This window comes from Nocardia sp. CA-107356, assembly GCF_050946365.1.
In the GTDB taxonomy this organism is placed as follows: Bacteria; Actinomycetota; Actinomycetes; order Mycobacteriales; family Mycobacteriaceae; genus Nocardia.
Map to the genome: position 1 here is coordinate 3608946 of NZ_CP191992.1, position 17913 is coordinate 3626858.

At 64.1% G+C, this 17913-nt stretch carries 14 protein-coding genes and 3 pseudogenes; 4 read left to right on the forward strand and 13 right to left on the reverse strand.

Annotated features, from left to right (window positions below; genetic code table 11):
• Window positions 1–233: 233 nt before the first annotated feature.
• The 3 genes and pseudogenes from ACQP1G_RS16260 to ACQP1G_RS16270 all read right to left on the reverse strand — a co-directional run.
• Window positions 234–515: pseudogene (locus ACQP1G_RS16260) on the reverse strand (SDR family NAD(P)-dependent oxidoreductase); the annotation flags it as partial.
• A gap of 21 nt (window positions 516–536) precedes the next feature.
• Window positions 537–1739 carry a GDSL-type esterase/lipase family protein gene (locus ACQP1G_RS16265; protein ID WP_433204602.1) on the reverse strand — a complete coding sequence of 401 codons (1203 nt, stop codon included), beginning with the start codon at window positions 1737–1739 and terminating at the stop codon, window positions 537–539.
• A 74-nt stretch (window positions 1740–1813) separates the two neighbouring features.
• Entirely contained in the window at window positions 1814–2383 is a 570-nt protein-coding gene (locus tag ACQP1G_RS16270; protein ID WP_433204605.1) for a TetR/AcrR family transcriptional regulator, read from the reverse strand.
• A 289-nt stretch (window positions 2384–2672) separates the two neighbouring features.
• Between ACQP1G_RS16270 and ACQP1G_RS16275 the strand changes: the two genes are divergently transcribed.
• Entirely contained in the window at window positions 2673–3212 is a 540-nt protein-coding gene (locus tag ACQP1G_RS16275; RefSeq protein WP_433204608.1) for a MarR family winged helix-turn-helix transcriptional regulator, read from the forward strand.
• A 60-nt stretch (window positions 3213–3272) separates the two neighbouring features.
• On the opposite strand, the pseudogene ACQP1G_RS16280 reads toward ACQP1G_RS16275, so the two are convergent.
• Both ACQP1G_RS16280 and ACQP1G_RS16285 read right to left on the reverse strand, forming a co-directional pair.
• A pseudogene (locus ACQP1G_RS16280) lies at window positions 3273–3590 on the reverse strand (phosphoribosyltransferase); the annotation flags it as partial.
• Window positions 3591–3638: 48 nt separating this feature from the next.
• On the reverse strand, window positions 3639–4694 hold the full coding sequence (locus ACQP1G_RS16285; protein ID WP_433204610.1) for a site-specific integrase: 1056 nt from the start codon (window positions 4692–4694) through the stop codon (window positions 3639–3641).
• A gap of 249 nt (window positions 4695–4943) precedes the next feature.
• Between ACQP1G_RS16285 and ACQP1G_RS16290 the strand changes: the two genes are divergently transcribed.
• Entirely contained in the window at window positions 4944–5684 is a 741-nt protein-coding gene (locus ACQP1G_RS16290; protein WP_433204613.1) for an IS110 family transposase, read from the forward strand.
• Window positions 5685–7301: 1617 nt separating this feature from the next.
• On the opposite strand, the gene ACQP1G_RS16295 is transcribed toward ACQP1G_RS16290, so the two are convergent.
• Window positions 7302–7430, reverse strand: coding sequence for a hypothetical protein (locus ACQP1G_RS16295; protein WP_433204616.1), 129 nt, complete (start codon window positions 7428–7430; stop codon window positions 7302–7304).
• Window positions 7431–7676: 246 nt separating this feature from the next.
• Here ACQP1G_RS16295 and ACQP1G_RS16300 point away from each other — a divergent pair, with 246 nt between their 5' ends.
• The gene (locus ACQP1G_RS16300) at window positions 7677–8012 is read left to right on the forward strand and encodes a DUF3761 domain-containing protein (protein ID WP_433204618.1); all 336 of its coding nucleotides are present in this window, start codon (window positions 7677–7679) and stop codon (window positions 8010–8012) included.
• A 1110-nt stretch (window positions 8013–9122) separates the two neighbouring features.
• On the opposite strand, the gene ACQP1G_RS16305 is transcribed toward ACQP1G_RS16300, so the two are convergent.
• A complete protein-coding gene (locus tag ACQP1G_RS16305; RefSeq protein WP_433204621.1) occupies window positions 9123–9938 on the reverse strand; it encodes a helix-turn-helix domain-containing protein in 816 nt (271 codons plus the stop codon).
• Between the two features lie 161 nt (window positions 9939–10099).
• On the opposite strand from ACQP1G_RS16305, the gene ACQP1G_RS16310 reads away from it, so the two are divergent.
• Window positions 10100–10867, forward strand: coding sequence for a helix-turn-helix domain-containing protein (locus ACQP1G_RS16310; protein ID WP_433204624.1), 768 nt, complete (start codon window positions 10100–10102; stop codon window positions 10865–10867).
• Between the two features lie 166 nt (window positions 10868–11033).
• On the opposite strand, the gene ACQP1G_RS16315 is transcribed toward ACQP1G_RS16310, so the two are convergent.
• From ACQP1G_RS16315 to ACQP1G_RS16340, 6 genes and pseudogenes are all read right to left on the reverse strand, one after another.
• Complete coding sequence (locus tag ACQP1G_RS16315) at window positions 11034–11429, reverse strand: recombinase family protein (protein WP_433204627.1); 396 nt, start codon at window positions 11427–11429, stop codon at window positions 11034–11036.
• Window positions 11420–11644 carry a recombinase family protein gene (locus tag ACQP1G_RS16320; RefSeq protein WP_433204630.1) on the reverse strand — a complete coding sequence of 75 codons (225 nt, stop codon included), beginning with the start codon at window positions 11642–11644 and terminating at the stop codon, window positions 11420–11422. Before ACQP1G_RS16320 ends, ACQP1G_RS16315 begins: the two co-directional genes overlap by 10 nt.
• Window positions 11645–11887: 243 nt before the next feature.
• Window positions 11888–12946: a hypothetical protein gene (locus ACQP1G_RS16325; protein WP_433204632.1), complete on the reverse strand. Its 1059-nt coding sequence runs from the start codon at window positions 12944–12946 to the stop codon at window positions 11888–11890.
• 153 nt (window positions 12947–13099) lie between these two features.
• A complete protein-coding gene (locus ACQP1G_RS16330) occupies window positions 13100–14335 on the reverse strand; it encodes a transposase (RefSeq protein WP_433204635.1) in 1236 nt (411 codons plus the stop codon).
• Window positions 14314–15950 (reverse strand): annotated as a pseudogene (locus ACQP1G_RS16335) (DUF4158 domain-containing protein). Before ACQP1G_RS16335 ends, ACQP1G_RS16330 begins: the two are co-directional and overlap by 22 nt.
• Before the next feature lie 447 nt (window positions 15951–16397).
• The gene (locus ACQP1G_RS16340; protein WP_433204638.1) at window positions 16398–17783 is read right to left on the reverse strand and encodes an IS1380 family transposase; all 1386 of its coding nucleotides are present in this window, start codon (window positions 17781–17783) and stop codon (window positions 16398–16400) included.
• Window positions 17784–17913: the final 130 nt, after the last annotated feature.

Consider the following 17913-nt stretch of genomic DNA (forward strand, 5'->3'; position numbering starts at 1 on the left):
TGCATTTTGCTGTGGTAACCAATTTGATCTTCATCTCGGATGCGAATTACATGATCAAATTCGATTGATTTCTTCGACGGTGCCGCTCAGCCGCAGGGAGAACGGGTGTTCCGGCGGGCCGGCGTGGACGCGACCGCCACGCTGCGAGAAGAGATCGACGTTATCAGTAGGTTTCACCCGACTCGCCCCAGCCTCCAGCGCCAGCCTGTCGGCTGCCGCCAGGTCGTCTGTTGTCAGGACGACCTGGAGTTGCCGCAGGCCTGCCTCCGGCCACCGCCGAGGAACGTGCCCCGGTGCCAGAATGTGATCTGTTGCTCGATTTCTTCCAGGCTGGTGCCCTGGCTGTCGGCGATTTGCAGGAGGTGTTCCGACGCGCCCTCCGTGACGATGAAACCGGGTAGGACGCACACAACGCCTACGTCATGCCTGGCCACGTCGGGGGCGAGCTCACGGCTGTAGACGTTGAGCGCCGCCTTTGCAGCCGCGTACAGGGCCTCGGACGGCTGCGGCATGCGGCTGGTGTGGCTGTTACTCCTTCAGTGAATATGAGTGTTGGATGCGGCCGCGAAGGGGCCGCCATCGCCGAACACGAGCCGTCCGAAGTTCTCGCCGATACGGCGGTGCGCTGCGGGATCGGGATGAACCTCGTCGGGCAGCGGGAATTCGGCGTAGTCCTGCTCGCCGTACAGGTCACGGCCGTCGAGGTAGTGCAGGTTCGGGTCGTCGGTCGACCGCTGTTCGACGATCCGGGCGAGTTCGTCACGGATGATGTTGAGCGTCAGTCGCCCAGCGGCGCGTTCGGCCGGGTCGCCGGTGGCCTTGAACCGCAAGGTACCGCCGTCGAAGTCGGGCATGAGAGGGCCGGGGGTGTCCTCCTGCACCGGACACAGGATGGGCGACACGACCAACAGCGGCGTGGTCGGGTGCCCCTCGCGGATGGTGTCGAGGAAGCCGTGCACTGCAGGGCTGAAGGCACGCAGACGCATCACGTCGCTGTTGACGACGTTGATGCCGATCTTCAGGCTGATCAGATCCGCGGGGGTGTCCCGCATTGCACGGGAGGTGAACGGGTCGAGCAGCGCGCTGCCGCCGAACCCCATGTTGACCAGCTCCACTCCGCCCTGGGCGGCGGCCAGGGCGGGCCAGATGGCGGTCGGGTGGGCAGCGTTCGAGCCGTGGCTGATGGAACTGCCGTGGTGCAGCCATACCCTGCGCCCGCTGTCGGTCGCCGGCTCGATCGGCGCATCGGCGCGCAGGGCGATCAGTTCGGTGATCTCGGTATGCGGCAGCCAGATCTCGACGTCCTTGTCATGCGCCGGTAGATCGGTGAACCGGGCAGTGCCGACCGGCCCCTCGATCAGCTCGGAGGACTGGGTGATCATGTCGGTGATCGTGCGCGTGTTGCCGCCGGTCACCGTGGTCTGGGATACGAGTCGGCCATCGACGAGCAGGTCGTACACGCCGTCCGCCGGTGCCGGGAAACCTCGGTAGACCCGCTTGGTAGGCAGCGTGTCCAGTTCGATATTCGTGGCCCGGGTGCGAAATGCCAGGCGCACGCCGGAGGGCTGGGCCTCGGCCATGGCGAGTTGGTCTTCAGGGATTTGCCGGCGAGCCCGAGCGGGCAGCCGATGTGGCAGCAGTCCGCGTGCGGTCGTTTCCAGATCGAGGTGACCGCGCAGGATGTCCGCAGTGACAGGTGTGGTCAGCCAGTCGTGCTCAGTGTTCATCGCCTCAGCCATGATGGGTTCTTTCGGTATCGGATGCGCCGGTGTCCGCCGCGGCGGACCGCTTCCGGCGGTGCGGCCTCACCTGGTCAGCGTGTAGCGCGGTTCCCGAGCAGAGCGTCGAGAGAGTCCACAATCCAGTCCCAGGATTCCTGTGAGTCGGGGGCGCTGTGTTCGAAGCCGCCGGCCAGCTCCAGGCTGACGTAGCCGTGGAACACGCTGCCCAGCATCCGGACGGCGTGTGTTCGGTCCGGCTCCGTCAGGTCGTATCCGCGCAGGATCGCCCGCGTCATCTGGGCGTGCCGCACCCCAGCACTGGCAGCCGCCGTCTGGGAGTCGAGCCTGAAGCGGGCCGCGTCGTAGCGACCTGGGTGTTCCCGGGCGTAGTCGCGATAGGTGTTCGCGAAGGCTGCCAGGGCGTCCTTGCCGGCACGCCCGGCCAAGGCGTGGGCGACCCGGTCGGCGAGTTCCTCCAGGGCAAACAGCGCGATCCTGGTCTTGAGGTCCTGGGAATTCTTCAGGTGCGAGTACAGGCTCGCGACCTTGACGTCGAACCTCCGGGCGAGTTCCGAGACGGTCACCTGGTCGAATCCGACCTCATCGGCCAGTTCCGCACCCGCCAGGGTCAGGCGTTCTGGAGTGAGACCCACTCTAACCATAACGTTCCTCCGATCTAACGAGAACCATTATGCAATAACCTAAAGTCTTTAGGTTAACTGGCCTGCCGCTGGGTGGAACCTCCGGAGTGATCGTGATCCACGCGGTCGACAAACACGCTGTCGTTCCTGTTCCTGATCGCTCAGCATGGCGACTTCTACGCCGGAGCCGACCGTTCGTCGAGGCACCTCGAGTGCGATCATGCTTCGCTTACCGCACCCACCACCACATGCGTCGGTACGCCCTAACAGCACATCAAATAAGCCGAATTCGCTGGGATACAGTGTGCTGATGCCCGAAGAAGCGCATTCCACACCAGTGGTGCGTGTCGAAGCGGCCGTAACTTCCGACGATGCAACCGCCACCGCCGGGGTAACCGATACCGACCTGCTCTCGCTCGCATCACAGCTGTGCTTTGCCCTGTACTCCACCTCCCGATCGATGACCGCGGCCTACCGGCCGTTCCTCGATGCGATGGGGGTGACCTATCCGCAGTATCTGGCCCTACTGGTGTTGTGGGAACGACCCGCGATGACCATGAAGGAACTGGGCGAACAGCTACGCCTGGACTACGGCACGGTCTCCCCGCTCATCCAGCGACTACAGGCCCACGGCCTGGTAGAGAGCGTGCGCAGCAGCCACGACCGCCGCGCTGTCGAACTCCGCGCCACCGAAGCCGGACGCGCGCTGCGGCCACAGGCCGAGCACATGATCGAAGCGGTCATATCCGGCGTCGGCTATCCGATCGCGCACCTGATCGAACTGCGCGACCAGGTCAACGCGCTCGGCGCACGCCTCGACGCCGCCACGGCCGAGCGGTCGGGCAAGTAGCCGAACACACCGTGGGTGCCCGCCCGAATGTTCGGGCGCGCGCCCGAAGCGCGCGCCGGATCAGGCGTCCAGGACGCGAGCCTTTCGATCGACGACCGGCGGTTCGGTGGACCAGGGAAAGTTGATCCAGCGGTCGGTGCGACGCCAGACGTATTCGCAGTCGACCTCGGAATGCGGCTTCTGGTAGATGACCGCACAGCGGACCTCGGCGACGTGATCGATGCAGAAGTCGCGCACGAGCTTCAGTGTCGCGCCCGTATCGGCCACATCATCGGCGATCAGGACCGTCGCACCGGCCAGATCGACGGCCTGCGGGACCGGCGGCAGCATGACGGGCAGATCGAGGCGCTGATCGATGCCGGTGTAGAACTCGACGTTCTAACACCTTGATTGGGACGAACTCGCATCATTTGCGTGTTCATAGGGTCAGAGACTACATCCACTGGCGTCTCTCGGGGCAAGCGGATGCGGAACCTTGCGTGCCAGCGGGTGGGGTTGTCCGGTCAGCGCGACCAGGGCTTCGGCGATCTCCACGATTCCGGCGCGGGTGTAGATCGGGGTCGCGCTGGCGGTTGCCGTCGGAGCGTGGCCGGCGTAGGCACGTGCGACGGCTTCACCGAATTGCCGTTCCACATAGGTGAGGGTGGTGTGCCGGATCCAGTGTGGCGTTACCTGCAGACGCGCCGCCCACGGCAGGTGCTTTCGGATCCGTGCGGTCAGATAGTCGTAGCGTCGGGTGGTGATAGGGCGACCATCGCGGTATCGGAGGACCTGGTTGGTGGTCTCCTCGCCTCCACGTCTGCTGATGTGCTCGAGTAACTTTCCCATCAGAAACGGGGAAATCGGTTGCCAGCGAATGGTTTCCCCTTTCTCGTGAAGTTTGAGCAGACAGCTGTCCGGATCCAGGTCGCCGACCTGGAGACCGAGAACGCCGGCTCGTCGGCAGGCTGCCTCGATATGTATGCGGACGATCAAAGCATCCAGTTCGGTATCGTTTCCCGTCGAGGAAGCGACCTCTCCGATCGCGATGACCTGATCTCGGGTGAGGGCGTGGCGTGGACTGTCGAGGCGTCGGGGCTTCGCGATTTTCTGAGCTGGATTGTCGGCGGGACTGATCAGACCGTCGAGTTCGGCATGACGGTAGATGCACCGCAACGCAGACACCATGTTTGCCGCGGCACCGCGCCCACCGCGGGAATTGGCGCGCACGACCGCGCGGCTGCGATGCCGCTGTACCAGGTCGATGGCCTCAGTGACGGTGGGTTCGTCGAGTGTCCTATCGCCCCAAGCATCTTCGATAATTCGCCAGTAGGAGCAGTAGTTCCTCGTCGTGGTCCTGGGTAAGGCTGTCCGCAGCTTGGCGATGTACTCGGAAAAAGTCGGTGTCGTCTCCGGCGCCGCGACCTTAACAGTAAAGTCCGCGATGTTGACGCCGAGGCGTGACGCGATCAATTGCAGTGCGGAGTCCAGGTCGTCGGTCAATAGTGGACCCTCTTTCTTGCAGACACCAATGCGGCGTGTGTGGTAGGAACCAGGCGGAAGCTGGGGGTGACGGCCTTTGTTGGTCGCCCTTCGAGGGCCTTCATGACACTGCCGCCCCCGGCTTCCCCGAAACCGTGAAGCGATGACAAAGGGACGCGCCGTAGAGCGCCGGTTAGTGACCACTCTGCTGTCGGTTCCCTCGCCTCCGCCTGGTTCCTGCCTCGAGATGCGAACAGGAAGGCGACGTAGTTGTCGCAACAAGTCGGACCGGTGTTCTTCGTCGGGATCGACTGGGCCGCAACCGAACACGCCGTATGCGTGGTTGACCAGACCGGACGAAAGATCGCCGCCTTCACCATCGGGCACACCGCCGCCAGGTTTACCCGGCTGGCCGCCTGGCTGGACAAGCTCGGTCACGCCGAGCGGGTGCCGGTCGCGATCGAACGCCCGGACGGGAGGCTGGTAGACGCCATGCTCGCGGCCGGGCACCCAGTGCTGCCGGTCAAGCCGACCGCGATCAAGACCTGGCGCGAGTCCGACACCCATCCCGACGGCGCACTGTTCCGGTCCTTTCCCCACGCCGGCACGATCAACGCCGCGCAGATCCTGGCCGAATGGGGTAACGCCCGTGAGGTATTCGACAACCCCGACGCGATCGCCGCGCTGGCCGGAATCACCCCGGTCACCAAAGCCGCGGACAAACAACGCGGAGTGTCGTTCCGCTGGGCCTGCAACAAACGCCTGCGCGCTGCGATCACCACCTTCGCCACGAACAGCCGCTTCTCCAGCCCATGGGCCACCGACATCTACCACCGTGCCCGCGCCTCGGAAAAGGATCATCCCCACGCCACCCGCGTCCTGGCCCGAGCCTGGATCCGGGTCATGTGGCGCTGCTGGCAGAACGGTACGATCTACGACCCGGTCCTGCACGGCGCTGCCCTCGAGCGCGTCGAACAACAGGCCGCAGCCAGACTTCGAACCCGAGGTTGACACAAGGGGTGTCATGACTGCTACTGCCAAGAGTCGGGAAGGTAGTTCCATAACGCCGTCGCAACGACGGGGATCGGTAACACAACCAAGATGTCCCGCGTGAGATCGGCCGCGATCAGCGCCCGGTCACCGGGATTCAGATTGCAGCGGTGACGGTTCGCGGAGGGGATCCGTAGATATCCAGCACGCCCGACAGCCCAACGACTCTGACGAGCACACCGGGCAACGACAACGCGGTGGTCCCCGTCGAATGAGACAAACTGCCCTGGAGCCCATCCGAGAGCCTTGAGTGACGATCGATCCGACAGGCGACCGTGGTCATTGATCGTCGTAGACGCACAGTGCAGTCCACCGATTGGGTTGTCGATGACACCCGGAAACGCGAAAGGAACGTCGAGCGACTCGGCCAGTCGGTTCGAAGCTCGGTACAACTCGCCGAACTGCAGGTTGGCTGCGCTACTCGCAGCCGATTCAGACGGCGGTTGCGCGCCTCGACCGTCAGGGGACGGAAGGTTAAAGCCGTTCGCCGCCGAGGCGGAGTTGTCTTGGTCATGACGAATTGATGGCATCGGGCACTGCTTTCTGCCCGGCCTGCTGATTCTCCCTCATCCATAAAAGCTGATCTTCGACAACTGCGCCACCCCCGGAGCAGGCGTGCACACCATCGAGGTTCGATTCCTCCAGCCCAGTCTGTCTATGAAGCGCACTGTTTTGCCGATTACGTGATGCGGTGCCACCGCGCATTTGGCGACGATCGATTCGGATGGATACCCCCGTCACCCCGATCTGGCTTCAGCGAGGACAAATCTGAGGTGGGGTTCATATCCGTAGGTGGACTTGACCACTACGCCCACCTGCTCCACCAGCGGAAATCGCTGATTCTGGGGGAGTAGTAGTTGGGGTGTAGCCCTGCGGGCACTGTCGGCCTGGCCGGGCCAACTCCGCACGTCACTTTGCCGGCTGTATCTCGTAGCACCGTTTCGTGTTGTCGCACGGTTGATGCGATGGAGTTGAGTCGGAGTGAGTGGTCGAAGCGGTAGGCGAATGTCGACCACGAGATGCACCTGCTCAATCATCGGATATCGGCTGCTGTCGTGTCCGTGGCCATAACAAAGTCGATCGCAACTGGAGGGGCATCGCTTCAACGGGTGCGCGCCGGGTATGGCACGGATTCCGGATTTTCGTGCGCGAGGGGGGACTTGATCGCGGATCTGCGTCCTCCATGACGCAGATCCGTGTGGTGCATCCGTCGTTGAAGCGCTCGCGTAGATAAGGCTTGAAATCGTCGAGCAGGCTGGGACGTCGGCCGGTGCCATTGTCGACTATCAGTTCCTCGGCTGTGTCGGCGCGGGCGAAGCGGCGCATTGTGCCTCGCGCCAGACCGAGCTGAACACCGATGGCTCTGAGGCTGACGCCTTCGGCGAGCAAGAGGTGAATATCGTTGTAGCGCTGCCGAGTTCGAACCGCACTCCGGTCAGTGCGATCCTTCGGAGACCATTCGGCGTGCGGTCACGGTGTTAGCCGGGTGGGGCGAGGAACATCGCGCAGCATGACAGGGCCTGGAATCCTGACGCACGAACCGAAACCGTAAGACCAGTCAGCAGCTACCGGCGCGTTCTACTTGCGGACTACCGGAAGCCCAACGCCGCCGCCGACATCGAGGAAGACATCTGACAACCGCGCCGCCCAACCGGCAAGGGCCTGCTCTTCGGTGGGGCCCTTGCTCGCGTGCGGGGGATTGTCCATCAGCACACCGACACGCTCCGAGGTCCCTAGCCATGCCGAGGGTTCCGGATGCTCGTGGTTCTGGTTTCACCTAGGAGGGTGGTGAACTTGCGGATCTCGATCTGGTCCAAGACCGGTCCGTTTATTATGCACGGCCCCTAATCGAAGCGGAATGCGGACAACCGGGATGGGTTTCTGTATTAGTTTCGGCTCCTGTACTGGAGCTTCCTCCGGTCGAGCGTTGAACTGCCGTAGGGAGTCTCACAAATGAACAGCGACGCGGGCCGGCGCAGCGCCCTTACCGGAACGGGCAGACCGCCGACCAGTCGAGCCGCACTCGCGACCTGGTTGTGCGCCGTCGGCGTGGGTCTTGCCTCGGTCCTGGCCCCGCAAGCCACTGCCGCCCCCGCCCTGATCGCCTGCGACGCAGACGAATACGAAAACGTCGACCACGTTTGCGTGCCGCGCCCAGAACAGGCTCCCACCGCCCCCGATGGGGCAACCGCGCAGTGCAAGGACGGCACCTACAGCTTCAGCCGACACCGCACGGGGACCTGTTCGCACCACGGCGGTGTCGCCCGCTGGTTGGTCACTCTGCCGTAACCGTCGGCAGTCCGGTTGGTGGATGCGTCGGCGGTCGGGGACCTACCGACCACGTACAAAGGGGAACCATGAACAAGATCGTCACCACTGCCATTTTGGGTGTTTGGCTGCTCTTGGGCGGAGTCCAAGCCGCAGTCGCCGCCGCCGAGCCAGAACCACATGTGGTCGAATGCCTCGAGGGAACACCGGGACCCGCAAGGTGGAGCGATGGCACCGTCCGGTATTCGCAGTGGTGCTTCGACACTCGCGGTGGCAGCGAGTCTCTCGATGAGGAATCGAGGTCGGGGCTCGACGGCAGGCCGGGCCCGCGCGGATACACCTGCTACGGCGACGGCAACTGCTATTGGCCCGACGGCTCGCCTGTGCTGGGGTACCAGCGGTGCGGAGTTGCCTGCGGCGAGCCGCCCACTTCCGGAGATATCCAGGGTCCGTGGTCAGAGTGCATCGCGGTGAAGACGGAGGCTGAGTGTCGTGAGGAACGACGTCCCCGTTGACTAGTTGTCGCGTGCCCGGACACCGGTTGCGCTCGACTGACTGCGCCCCCGGCGGCATTTCCGCGCAACTTTCGGGCCAGACGCGCCATCACCAGCCCCGCCAGGCGGGCAACGGTGCCTGAAGTGCGGTGCAGACGAGCGACGTTCGGCTGATCAGTCGGTTTGCGGCTCGCCGTTGTTGTCGGGTTCTTGTTCATCCAGCTTCGCTCGGTGGCGTCGGTGTCCGTGAGTGCGATGAACAGCCGGGAGTTCAGATCAATTCAAGCGCTGCGCCTTTCAGTGGCTTCCATTTTCCGTCGACAGTTATGCCGACTCGCCTGGCATCGGCACCTATATCGTGAAGCTGTCTGGCAGGCTCATCCAGCGTCCGACCGAGAGGCTATGCGGGACTGGCGGACTGCCGCCGCGAGGCAGACAAAGGCCAAATCCGTCCACCCGAAAATCATGTCGGTGGAGGTCATCATCGAGGCCCACCTGATCCGGCGCGCCAAGGTAGGCGCCGGCAACCGGTCGTGCGGTCAGCTGGAACGAACCTGGCAATCGACGTTGCCACGTCCGAAACAGCTGCGCGGGCGGATCCGCCGCGACTGCTGCGGCAGGAAGACTCAGGCGGAGGTCACCGGTCAGCGGGGTTGGGGCCAGCGTAGGGCTTGCGGATTGCGGTGATGAGCAGGACGTTCTGGGCTTGGGTTACGTCGGCGACGCTGACACGGTAGGAGGCCAGCTCGTGGGTGATGGGGTCGCGCTGGTGTATCAGGTCGTTGGTGTCTCGGCCGCAGGCGATATCGATCCCGGAGGTCCATAAGCGCTGGAACTCCTTGTTGGGGCGTAGTTGGCGCATGAGGTCGTGTGCTTGTTGGCTTCCGCGGTAGCGTCCGAGGACTGCTTTGATGGTGGCGACGGAGTGGGCGGCTTCATGTAGCCATTGGACGAGGACTGTTTGTGCGATCGGGCTGAATAGCCATCTCGGGATGCAGTCGGTTCTGTCCAGGTCGGGCAGGGCTGATCGAAAGGACTCGTTGCAGGCCAGTACATTCCACATCGGATCCACAACGGCCGCGAGCACTCCCCGTTCCTCGAGGTCTTGGATGTGGGTGATGAGTCCGTCGTTGCCGCGCACGCAGTGGCGAAGTTTGTCCAGGGGTGCGAGAACCTCGGCAGGAGTGCGTAGTTCGCGCAGGTGACGCGCTTGCATCGGGTTCAGTCCGTATCCGGTGATGATCGTTTCGAGTATTTCGATGGAGGGCATGCGCTCGCCGCGTTCGATTTGGCTGAGATACGAGGCGCTTATTCCGTGCCGCTCGTAGGCGGCGATGCGAGATAGTTCGAGGTGGTCGCGGATCGTCCGCAATGCTGTCTGCAGGGTCGGGATGTGTTGTTGCGGTGGATATCTGGGCTTGTCGCGTTTGCGGTGTACCAGGCTTCGGTTCATGGGCAGCTCCTCAGGTGTCTGATGTCTTCCGTAGTGGGGTGGGCTGAGATATTCTGAGCGGTTCGTTTCGAGGTTCATGGACCGAGTCTTGAGAACCGGTCCGCTAGCGTCAAGATCACTACGGGGACAACGTGTCCGGGAGCGACACCAGACGGGGGGAGATGAACTTGGAAGAGGTCACCAAGGCGGTCGGGCACTGGCTGCGAGCGCGCCGCATGCAGATCGGGTTGGATCGACCCGAGGATCTCGGGAGCCTGGTCGGTCTGAGTGCTGATCAGATCAAGAAGGTCGAGAACGGTACACGCTCGTTGAGTATCGAGTCTTTCGAAGCCATTATCGGGGCGTTGGCGATGCCGGTGTGGTGGGGGCGGACGATCCTGGCCTTGACCCGGACCAACCTCATTCCCGCGCACCTTGGTGCAGGTGCTTCGTTGCTGCCGCGCGATCTGCGGATCCTGGAGGCCTATCCCGGGCCGGCCTGTCTTTACGAGGTGCCGCTGTTCAAGGTGAGGGCGGCAAACAGTAAGTACCTCAAAGCATTTCCTGGCTTGGTGCCAGGGCGCAACATCATCGAGTGGATGGTGAACGAGCCCGTTGCTCGCCGGGTCTTGGCGAATTGGCGGTTCGAGACGCACTTGATGACACAGGGGCTCAAGCTGATGTCGCCGGGGATCGTGCCACAGCGTGAAGTCGAGGCCGTCGTCGATGCTTGTCGCGATGCGCCCGAATGGGACGACTTCTGGAATTCCGAACTGCCGAAGAGCCTTGCGACGCCAGAGAGATCTCTCGAATACTCCGTGATCAGGGATGCCGACACCGGTGACGAGTACCGGATGTGGGTGTCCATCGACGCGAGCGAACTGCCATTCAGGCCTTGGTGGATCTACCACCTGACCCCGGTCGACGGTCCGCTCGCCGCGGCATTATAGCGCTGCCGAATGTGTTCGTGCAACCAGAACCGGACCTCGGAAGGGCGCTGGGGAATCTGGTTGCCAGGGCTCGATTTGCGAAGAGTTCGCCAGTTCATGGTGAGCTGAGCCAGTGGTCGGGGTGCCGGTAAGGAACGTGCCACCTGGTACATGAGCGCCGTGGGCGTCAGACTTGGGGTGCGGTGCCGCTGACGATGCGGTGGATGGTGGAGCGGCCGACGCTGTATTCGTCGGCGAGGCTGGCGTCGTCGTCGGGGTCGTGGTAGCGGCGGTGGATCGTTTTGCGTGCTGCGAGAGGCAGTTTCGGTTGCTTGCCCTTGAGGCGGCCCTTCGCGCGGGCCTTGGCCATGCCCTCGCGGGTGCGCAGGTGGTTCAGGTTGGCTTCGAATTCGGCGACCATGGCGAGGGTTTGCAGGAACAGTTTGCCGAACGGGTCGTTCCAGTCGTAGATCTGGCTGCCGAGTCCGAACAGGACGTCGCGCTCGCGCAGGCTGGTCAGGATCTCGCCGGCCTCGGCCATGTTGCGGGCGAACCGGTCGAATTTCGTCGTGGTCAGCACCACCTGCCGGTCCGTGACCGCTGCCGCGGCGAAGGTGACCGCGCGGTGAACGCGTTGTCCAGGCCGGTACGGTTGCGGCGGGTGGTGCCGGAGAATCCCTTGTCGATGAAGATCCGCTCGCGTGGCACTGCGAGAGCGAGCAGTTGCTCGGTTTGGATCTCGATGTCTTGTTCGTCGGTGGAGCAGCGTACGTATCCGACGAGGAAGGGCTCGATCACCCGTGCGATCGTTCCATATGACGGGGGTTGATCGGAACAGTTCGCGGAACACCTCAACGGAACACCGTGACCAGGGGCGGAGCCATCTCGGCCGGGTGTTCCGTTGGCCGATCGGCTTACAGAACACCCGATGTCAGCAACGCCGTTCGTACTCTGCACTTCATGACAGCTTCAGGAGTAAGGCGGACCGTGCCGACGGTGGGCGTCTGATGGGTGGGCCCCGGCGCTGAGATCGTCTGGTCGTCATGACGCGATCGGCGTCGCGAGCAGCGAGGTTCCCTTCACTGTGGTGTGGGATCCGACCCTGTGCAGCGAGACCGACAGGCGGTGTGCGACGGATTCTGCATCGAATTCCCAGCCGTTGTAGCCGTTGAAGGCGGGATCGTCTGCAGCTAGGAGCCTTGGAGTCGCCGGTTGTCGCCGCTTGTTGATCCACGCAAGCATCTCGTCGCGGCTCGCCGGACCCATGGAGTCGTTGCCGTACAGATCGTAGAAGCACGATTGCAATTCCTTGCCCTGCTCCGCGACGGTCCAGTCCGACCAATCGCCGCAGCCGCTCTGGTACCCATGGCCATAGAAGTGTGCCGCACCGAAGCGGGCGCTGAGCGCTTCGAGGTCGGCGTCCAGGGCTCCCCTGTGCACCAGCAGGGTCCAGCCGTCGAACGCCGGAGTGACGACAACCGCTTTGTCGGGCGGCAGGGCACCTTGTGCATCGAAGAGCCTGGCGGCCTCTCGGAAGCCGACCGGCACCGCGCCGGTGAGCTGAAAAGCGTCGAGCACCGCGGCCTGGTCGCTGGTCGGGACCGCGTACCAGAAGCACTCGTCGACGAAGGTGGATTCGAGCGGCTCAGCGGCGTCGAGATCCTGCGCGCGACGATGCAGGAGGGTCCAATCGAGTGCCGCGTCGTGGGCCACCGGCCCGCCCGAAAGCAGCTGGTTGGCGGCCTGACTCGCCCAACCACTGGCCAACATGCTGACGAGCACCGCCGTGCGCGGCCGCAGGCCATACCCATTGTGGACGGTGATGCCGAGTGACTCGGCGAGGTGCTCGGTGTCGGTGCGCGCGAGCGCATCGACGACAATCGAGAAATCGTCGGGGAGGACCCGGGAGATCACGCGCCGGTACTCATGAAGGTATTCGCCGACCTTTTCGTTCAGAAGGTCCAGCATCGCTGTGAGCCGCTCGCGACACTGCTGGTGGCCTTCGCCAGCGTCGTGGTACAGCGGGCGCACAACGCAGTGCCTGACCTCCGGATCGGGGTGCAGCAGCTGTTCGCGAAAGGACGCCGTTGTGTCGGTCACGGCGCGTAGCGTATCCTTTCCGCCCGAACTTCCCAGGGCTGACCGGTGAGGTCCAGCTCGACATCCCGAACGACAGGAATCGCTCCCATAACTGCGGGGTCAGTCCCGCCGACCAGGCCATTCACTGGGACTTGATCAGCAACTGTGAAAGCTTTAGTCCCCCAGAGCCAGGCGGCTGTTCATGTTCAGCTTGACCTCCCCATACGGCAGCACGTGTGACCAGAACAGCGGCGTCAGGCCACGCTCGTCCTCGGCGGTGAGCACTCCGTCCCATTCGGGGTCGGCGAGAACGTCCTGGATCATCAGGACGTTGACGTAGACCAGGGCGGCCTGGCAGATCCGCAGGCACAGTACGCTCATCTCCTGTTCGTCGCGCCGGTTGGACGTGATTTCGGAGGTCTTGCCGTAGTAGATGATCTGGTTGGCGCCGTTCCAGGACTCGGCCACGTTCAGGCCGCTGTTGATCTCCCGCTGCAATTCGCGACTGCGCAGGTAGCGGCATAAAAAGAAGGTCTTCTGCACTCGGCCGAGTTCGATCATCGCCTGATAGGTAGGGTGGGCGGCGTTGGCTTTCATGAACCGTCGCAGGATCGCCTCGGTGGAGGCGGTACGGGTGCGGATCGCAGTGGCGTACTTCATCATCTGGTCGTACTGTTGCGCGATCAACTCCCACCGAATGGGCCTGGTCATGGCCGGTTTCAGCCCCGGCCACAGGTCCGGTTCCCCGGCGGCGGGCCGGTAGAGCCGGCACTTGTTGATGCGCTTGATCCGTGGCAGCAGATCGAATCCCAGCAGCCTGGTCACGCCGAATCCGATTTCGGACTGGCCGTGGGTATCGACATAGCTGGATTCCACGTCCATCTCGGTGCCGTGGTGCATGGCGCCCTCGACCATGGCATGGACCTCGGATGCGGAGCAGTTGAGCAGCTGGGAATGGATGACCACCGACCCGTTGCGCTCGACACTCCAGTAGATGAGCACGCCGCGGCGGCCGTAGCGAGAATGGTGCTCGGTGAAGATGTTCTGGTCGTAGGCGCCGAAATGGGTCGAGTCCGACGCGATGGCCGTCGATGACTCACCCCAGATCGACGGCTTGCGGGCGGCGAAGGTGGCGTTGGCGATCTCGATCGCAATCCGCCGCGCCGCCTCAGTGTTCAAGTAGCGGCGACGCACGTAGCGGATGTCGTCCTCGGTGTGGCGGTCGGTGCCGCCGGCCACCGAGTTGATCCCGGTGTTCGTGCCGTAGGCATAGATGGCCAGCAGAAGCCGTTCGGCCAGAACGTCTTCGGGCAGATTGCCGCGGTCTGCGACCGAGGTGACCGCACGCAGGCACCCGGTACGCAGTACCGCTTCCTTGAGCATGTCGATCAGCGGCACCACCCCCCCCACCGGGTTCTGACCTGGGATTTCAGTTTGCGCAGGTTCCGCGGCTCCGGCGCCTTGGGGAGCGGTGTCAGCTTGATCGCGCCCTGGCGACGTTCCTTGATCTCCAGCCAGGGACAGTGCGGCAGGGCGGTCTGCAGGGCGTCGAGCTCGGCGCGCATCTCGGCTTGCAGGCCCTCGATGAACTCGCCTGCATCGAGGGGTTTACTCAGCTTCTCGTAGTGCTCGATGCGGTGTTCCTCGAAGTCGGCCGGCAGATCTTCGGCGGGGTTGCGCCACTTCTCGGCGCCGACGACCCAGATTTCCTTGCACCGCAACTGATCCCGCAACGCCTGGAACGTGGCGATCTCGTACACCATCCGCACCACCCGCCGGTCTCCGTGCTGGTCGTTCTGATAGACCAGCTCCGCCCAGTCCCCAGCCACGCCCCGATGCACCGGAACCTCGTCCCCTGCCGGGTAGTAGCGCAAACTCGTGCCTGCATACCTGCTGATCAGCTCGAGCGCGTCCAGGACCGGCCGGTGCGTGGTGTTGTTGCTGCGAAACTCCAGCACCGACAGCAGTTTGATCAGCCCGGCCCGGTAGTGGTTGGTGTACGAGGAGCGCAGGGTGGCCTTCACCGTGCGCTGATACGTCGGACCCGAGGACTTGAACTCGGCGACCAGGTCCCGCAGCACCCCTTGTGGCGCGACCGGGAAGACGGTGTCGCGCACCAGCTGATCGCCCGCGTCGACGGTCGCTTCGGCCACCTTGAACAGCAGGTTCTCCTTGCCCGTGACCCGCTTGAATTCCTTGATCAGCTCGTTGGTCACCCGCACCTCGGCGCGGGCGTTGATCCGGTGCACCGTGGAATTCAGCAGCTCGACCAGGGTGTCGGTGATCTCCCGGCACCGACAGTGCAGCAACGCCGCCAACAGGGTCAACTGCGTCTCCAGGGGATGATCCCGCAGGTGACTCGGTGACTCCACCGCCGCGCGCCCCCGCCACCCGCTCACGATCTTCGGCCCGACATCGGCGAACACATCACCCGGTACTCCGGCCGCGCGCACCGCCTCCAACTTGGCGATCTCGGTGAGCATCGTGTTCGGGCTGACGTTGCCCGGGTCCGACCGAATCGCCGCCAGCATCGCCCGACCGTTCTCGCCGTCTTCTCCCGCGCCATCCTCGATGTCGATACCGAGCGGTGTGATCAAGGCCAGCAACCGGGCCCGGACCGGCTCCGGCAGCCGGTCGCTGACCCGCGCGAACAGCAACTCCTCGCCACGGTGCAATGCCGAGCGCACCATCCGCTCGATCCGCCCGGCCGTGGGTGGCTCCACCTTCACCTCGCGCAGGCGGGACAACAGGTGCTCTCTCACCCGCTCACCGCTGCGCTCGCCTTGGGTGATTTGCTCGACCACCCACGCCACGGTCTCCTCGGCGTCTGTCACGCTGCACTCCCGGAACCCCAGCGACTCCCGGATCTGCGCCCGATGCGCCTGCTGGTCCGGCCGGTGAAGTCGTAGAACGCGATCTCGGTCCGCTCCACACCCACCTGACGCGCGACGTAATCGACCGCGGCGTCAGGGATCTCGGCCCGTCCACGCGGGAACTGGCCCCGCTCGGTATAGAACCGCAGCATCAGCCCGAACCCAAGTTTCGCAGCACCCCGCTTGGTCGCGACCAGCTCCGGTTCCTTGCCCAATCAGCTCGTCCTGATCCAGCTCCCTCATCACGCGCGGCAAGCTACACCCGCACCGACCAGCACCGGGCCGCTTTTACGGCAGCTTCATGTACCAGGTGACACGTTCCTTACCGACACCCCTGGTCGGGATGAGGAGTTGTTGGTCGGCGGCGACGATGCTGGTCGGCCCGGCGGGCTCGATCTGAAATCGACCTGTGCTCCGGCGGCGTTAGCCTCGATATTTCGCGGGGCTGACGTGGTTGCTTGAGCGGCTTCGGATTGCTGCTTCGATCGTAGTTTCCCGGACCTGGGCAGGGCAGTCGGCCCGCGCAGCGGGCTGACTGCCAGGTTCCACGAGCCCGGGAGGGATGGCTTCCTTGGTTGTAGGGACAATGTTCTTACTGGTCAGCCGGGTTGCAGGCGAGCCGCGGCGGTGGTGATCAGGTCGGTGAAGGGCGCGTGTCGGGCCAGGTGTAGCCGGGTCTTGCGGGCGTGGCGGGCGATCCGCCCCGCAGCGGAAAACACCCGTAGCCGAAGGGTTTTCGGCTCCCACCGGCGTCCGTCGTGATCGTGCAGGGCGATGGTTTGCAGCCACGCGGTCAGGTCCAACGCGAGCGCGACCAACGCGAGCCAGATGCGGTTGGCGTCGAACCCGTGGAACGGAAGATTCCGTAGACCGGTGTCTTTCGCGTTTCTGATCCGGTCTTCGCAGCGGGCCCGCCGCCGGTGGCGCAACTCTAAATCGGGGAGTTGACCTCGGGTGGTGTTGGTGACGAACGCGGTCAACCGCAATCCGTCATGGTCGGTGAACCGCAGTTGAGCACCGGGGTGCGGGCGTTCTTTCCTGACGATCAGGCGCATGCCGGGTGGCCAGCCGGTCAAGTCGGTGATGCCGGTGACTTCGACGACCCATGCGCCGGGCCGGACTCGGCCCTCGGCGTCGTATGCCGGTGTCCAGTCGCGGTCGGTGAGGTGGGTGTCCATGGCGGTGACGATGTCGTCGGTGAGGGTGAACCCGATCGAGTACTGCAGCCTGCGCCGGTGGCAGTAGTCGAGGAACTCATGGGTGCCGCCCCCGGAATCGGTGCGCACCAATACTTTCCGTCCGACCCGCCATAACGGCTGCCACGGCAGCTGGGCGAGGGCATCGGACAGGACCCGTTTGTGGTCGGCGGCAGTATTACTACCGGCGTTGCCCGGGCGCAGCATCGGCGCGGCGGGTTCGCCGGTCCCGGCCGGGCCGTGGTCGATGAACGACCACAGTGAGTGAAATCCGAAGCCACGCTTGAATGTTGATGCCGCGTGTTGCTTTTCCGAGTGCGCGTCGGTGAGGGTGGCGTCGAGATCGATGATCAGCGGATCGTTGATGCTGATCCGGTGATCGGGGGCGTTGGATCCAGCCAGGATCCATGCCTGGGCGCGGGCGTCGGCGCGGGCAGAAGCGATGGCGGCCAACACTTTCGGTGCGTCAGCGGCCAGAGCGGTGATCGTGCGCGACACGGTCGGGTCCGAGGCCACCGAACCGAACACACCCGGTTCGGCCCGCAACAACGCCAGGTCCGCGGCGCAGTCACCACCGATCGCGAGGGTGACCGCCAGATCGAGCACGATCTTGCCGGGGTCGTGGATGGCCATCGGTTTGCGCCACGGCCTCAACTTTTCCGATAAACCGCTGGTCAACCCAGTCTTCTCGGCAGTGCGCAGTAGTAGCGCCGCGCCTGTGTGTGACGCCACGCCCGAGCCGTCACCGTCGATGTCGAGCCGCGGATACGCAGAGATAGACTTGCCCACCAGAAGGGTGCTCCACTACTTCGATCAATTCTTCCTTCGCAAGTCGAATTGTCGCAGGTCGGGGCACCTTTCGCCATTTCTATCGCAGGTCAGAGACTATTTCCATGACTGGGCGAGGCTAGGCTGCCGG

Bases quoted from the DNA above. Each gene is read 5' to 3' on its own strand.
- ACQP1G_RS16265 (WP_433204602.1), bottom strand. From the start codon at position 1,739: ATGGCTGAGGCGATGAACACTGAGCACGACTGGCTGACCACACCTGTC.
- ACQP1G_RS16310 (WP_433204624.1), top strand. From the start codon at position 10,100: ATGAACTTGGAAGAGGTCACCAAGGCGGTCGGGCACTGGCTGCGAGCG.
- ACQP1G_RS16305 (WP_433204621.1), bottom strand. From the start codon at position 9,938: ATGAACCGAAGCCTGGTACACCGCAAACGCGACAAGCCCAGATATCCA.
- ACQP1G_RS16300 (WP_433204618.1), top strand. From the start codon at position 7,677: ATGAACAGCGACGCGGGCCGGCGCAGCGCCCTTACCGGAACGGGCAGA.
- ACQP1G_RS16295 (WP_433204616.1), bottom strand. From the start codon at position 7,430: ATGGACAATCCCCCGCACGCGAGCAAGGGCCCCACCGAAGAGCAGGCC.
- ACQP1G_RS16275 (WP_433204608.1), top strand. From the start codon at position 2,673: ATGCCCGAAGAAGCGCATTCCACACCAGTGGTGCGTGTCGAAGCGGCC.
- ACQP1G_RS16270 (WP_433204605.1), bottom strand. From the start codon at position 2,383: ATGGTTAGAGTGGGTCTCACTCCAGAACGCCTGACCCTGGCGGGTGCG.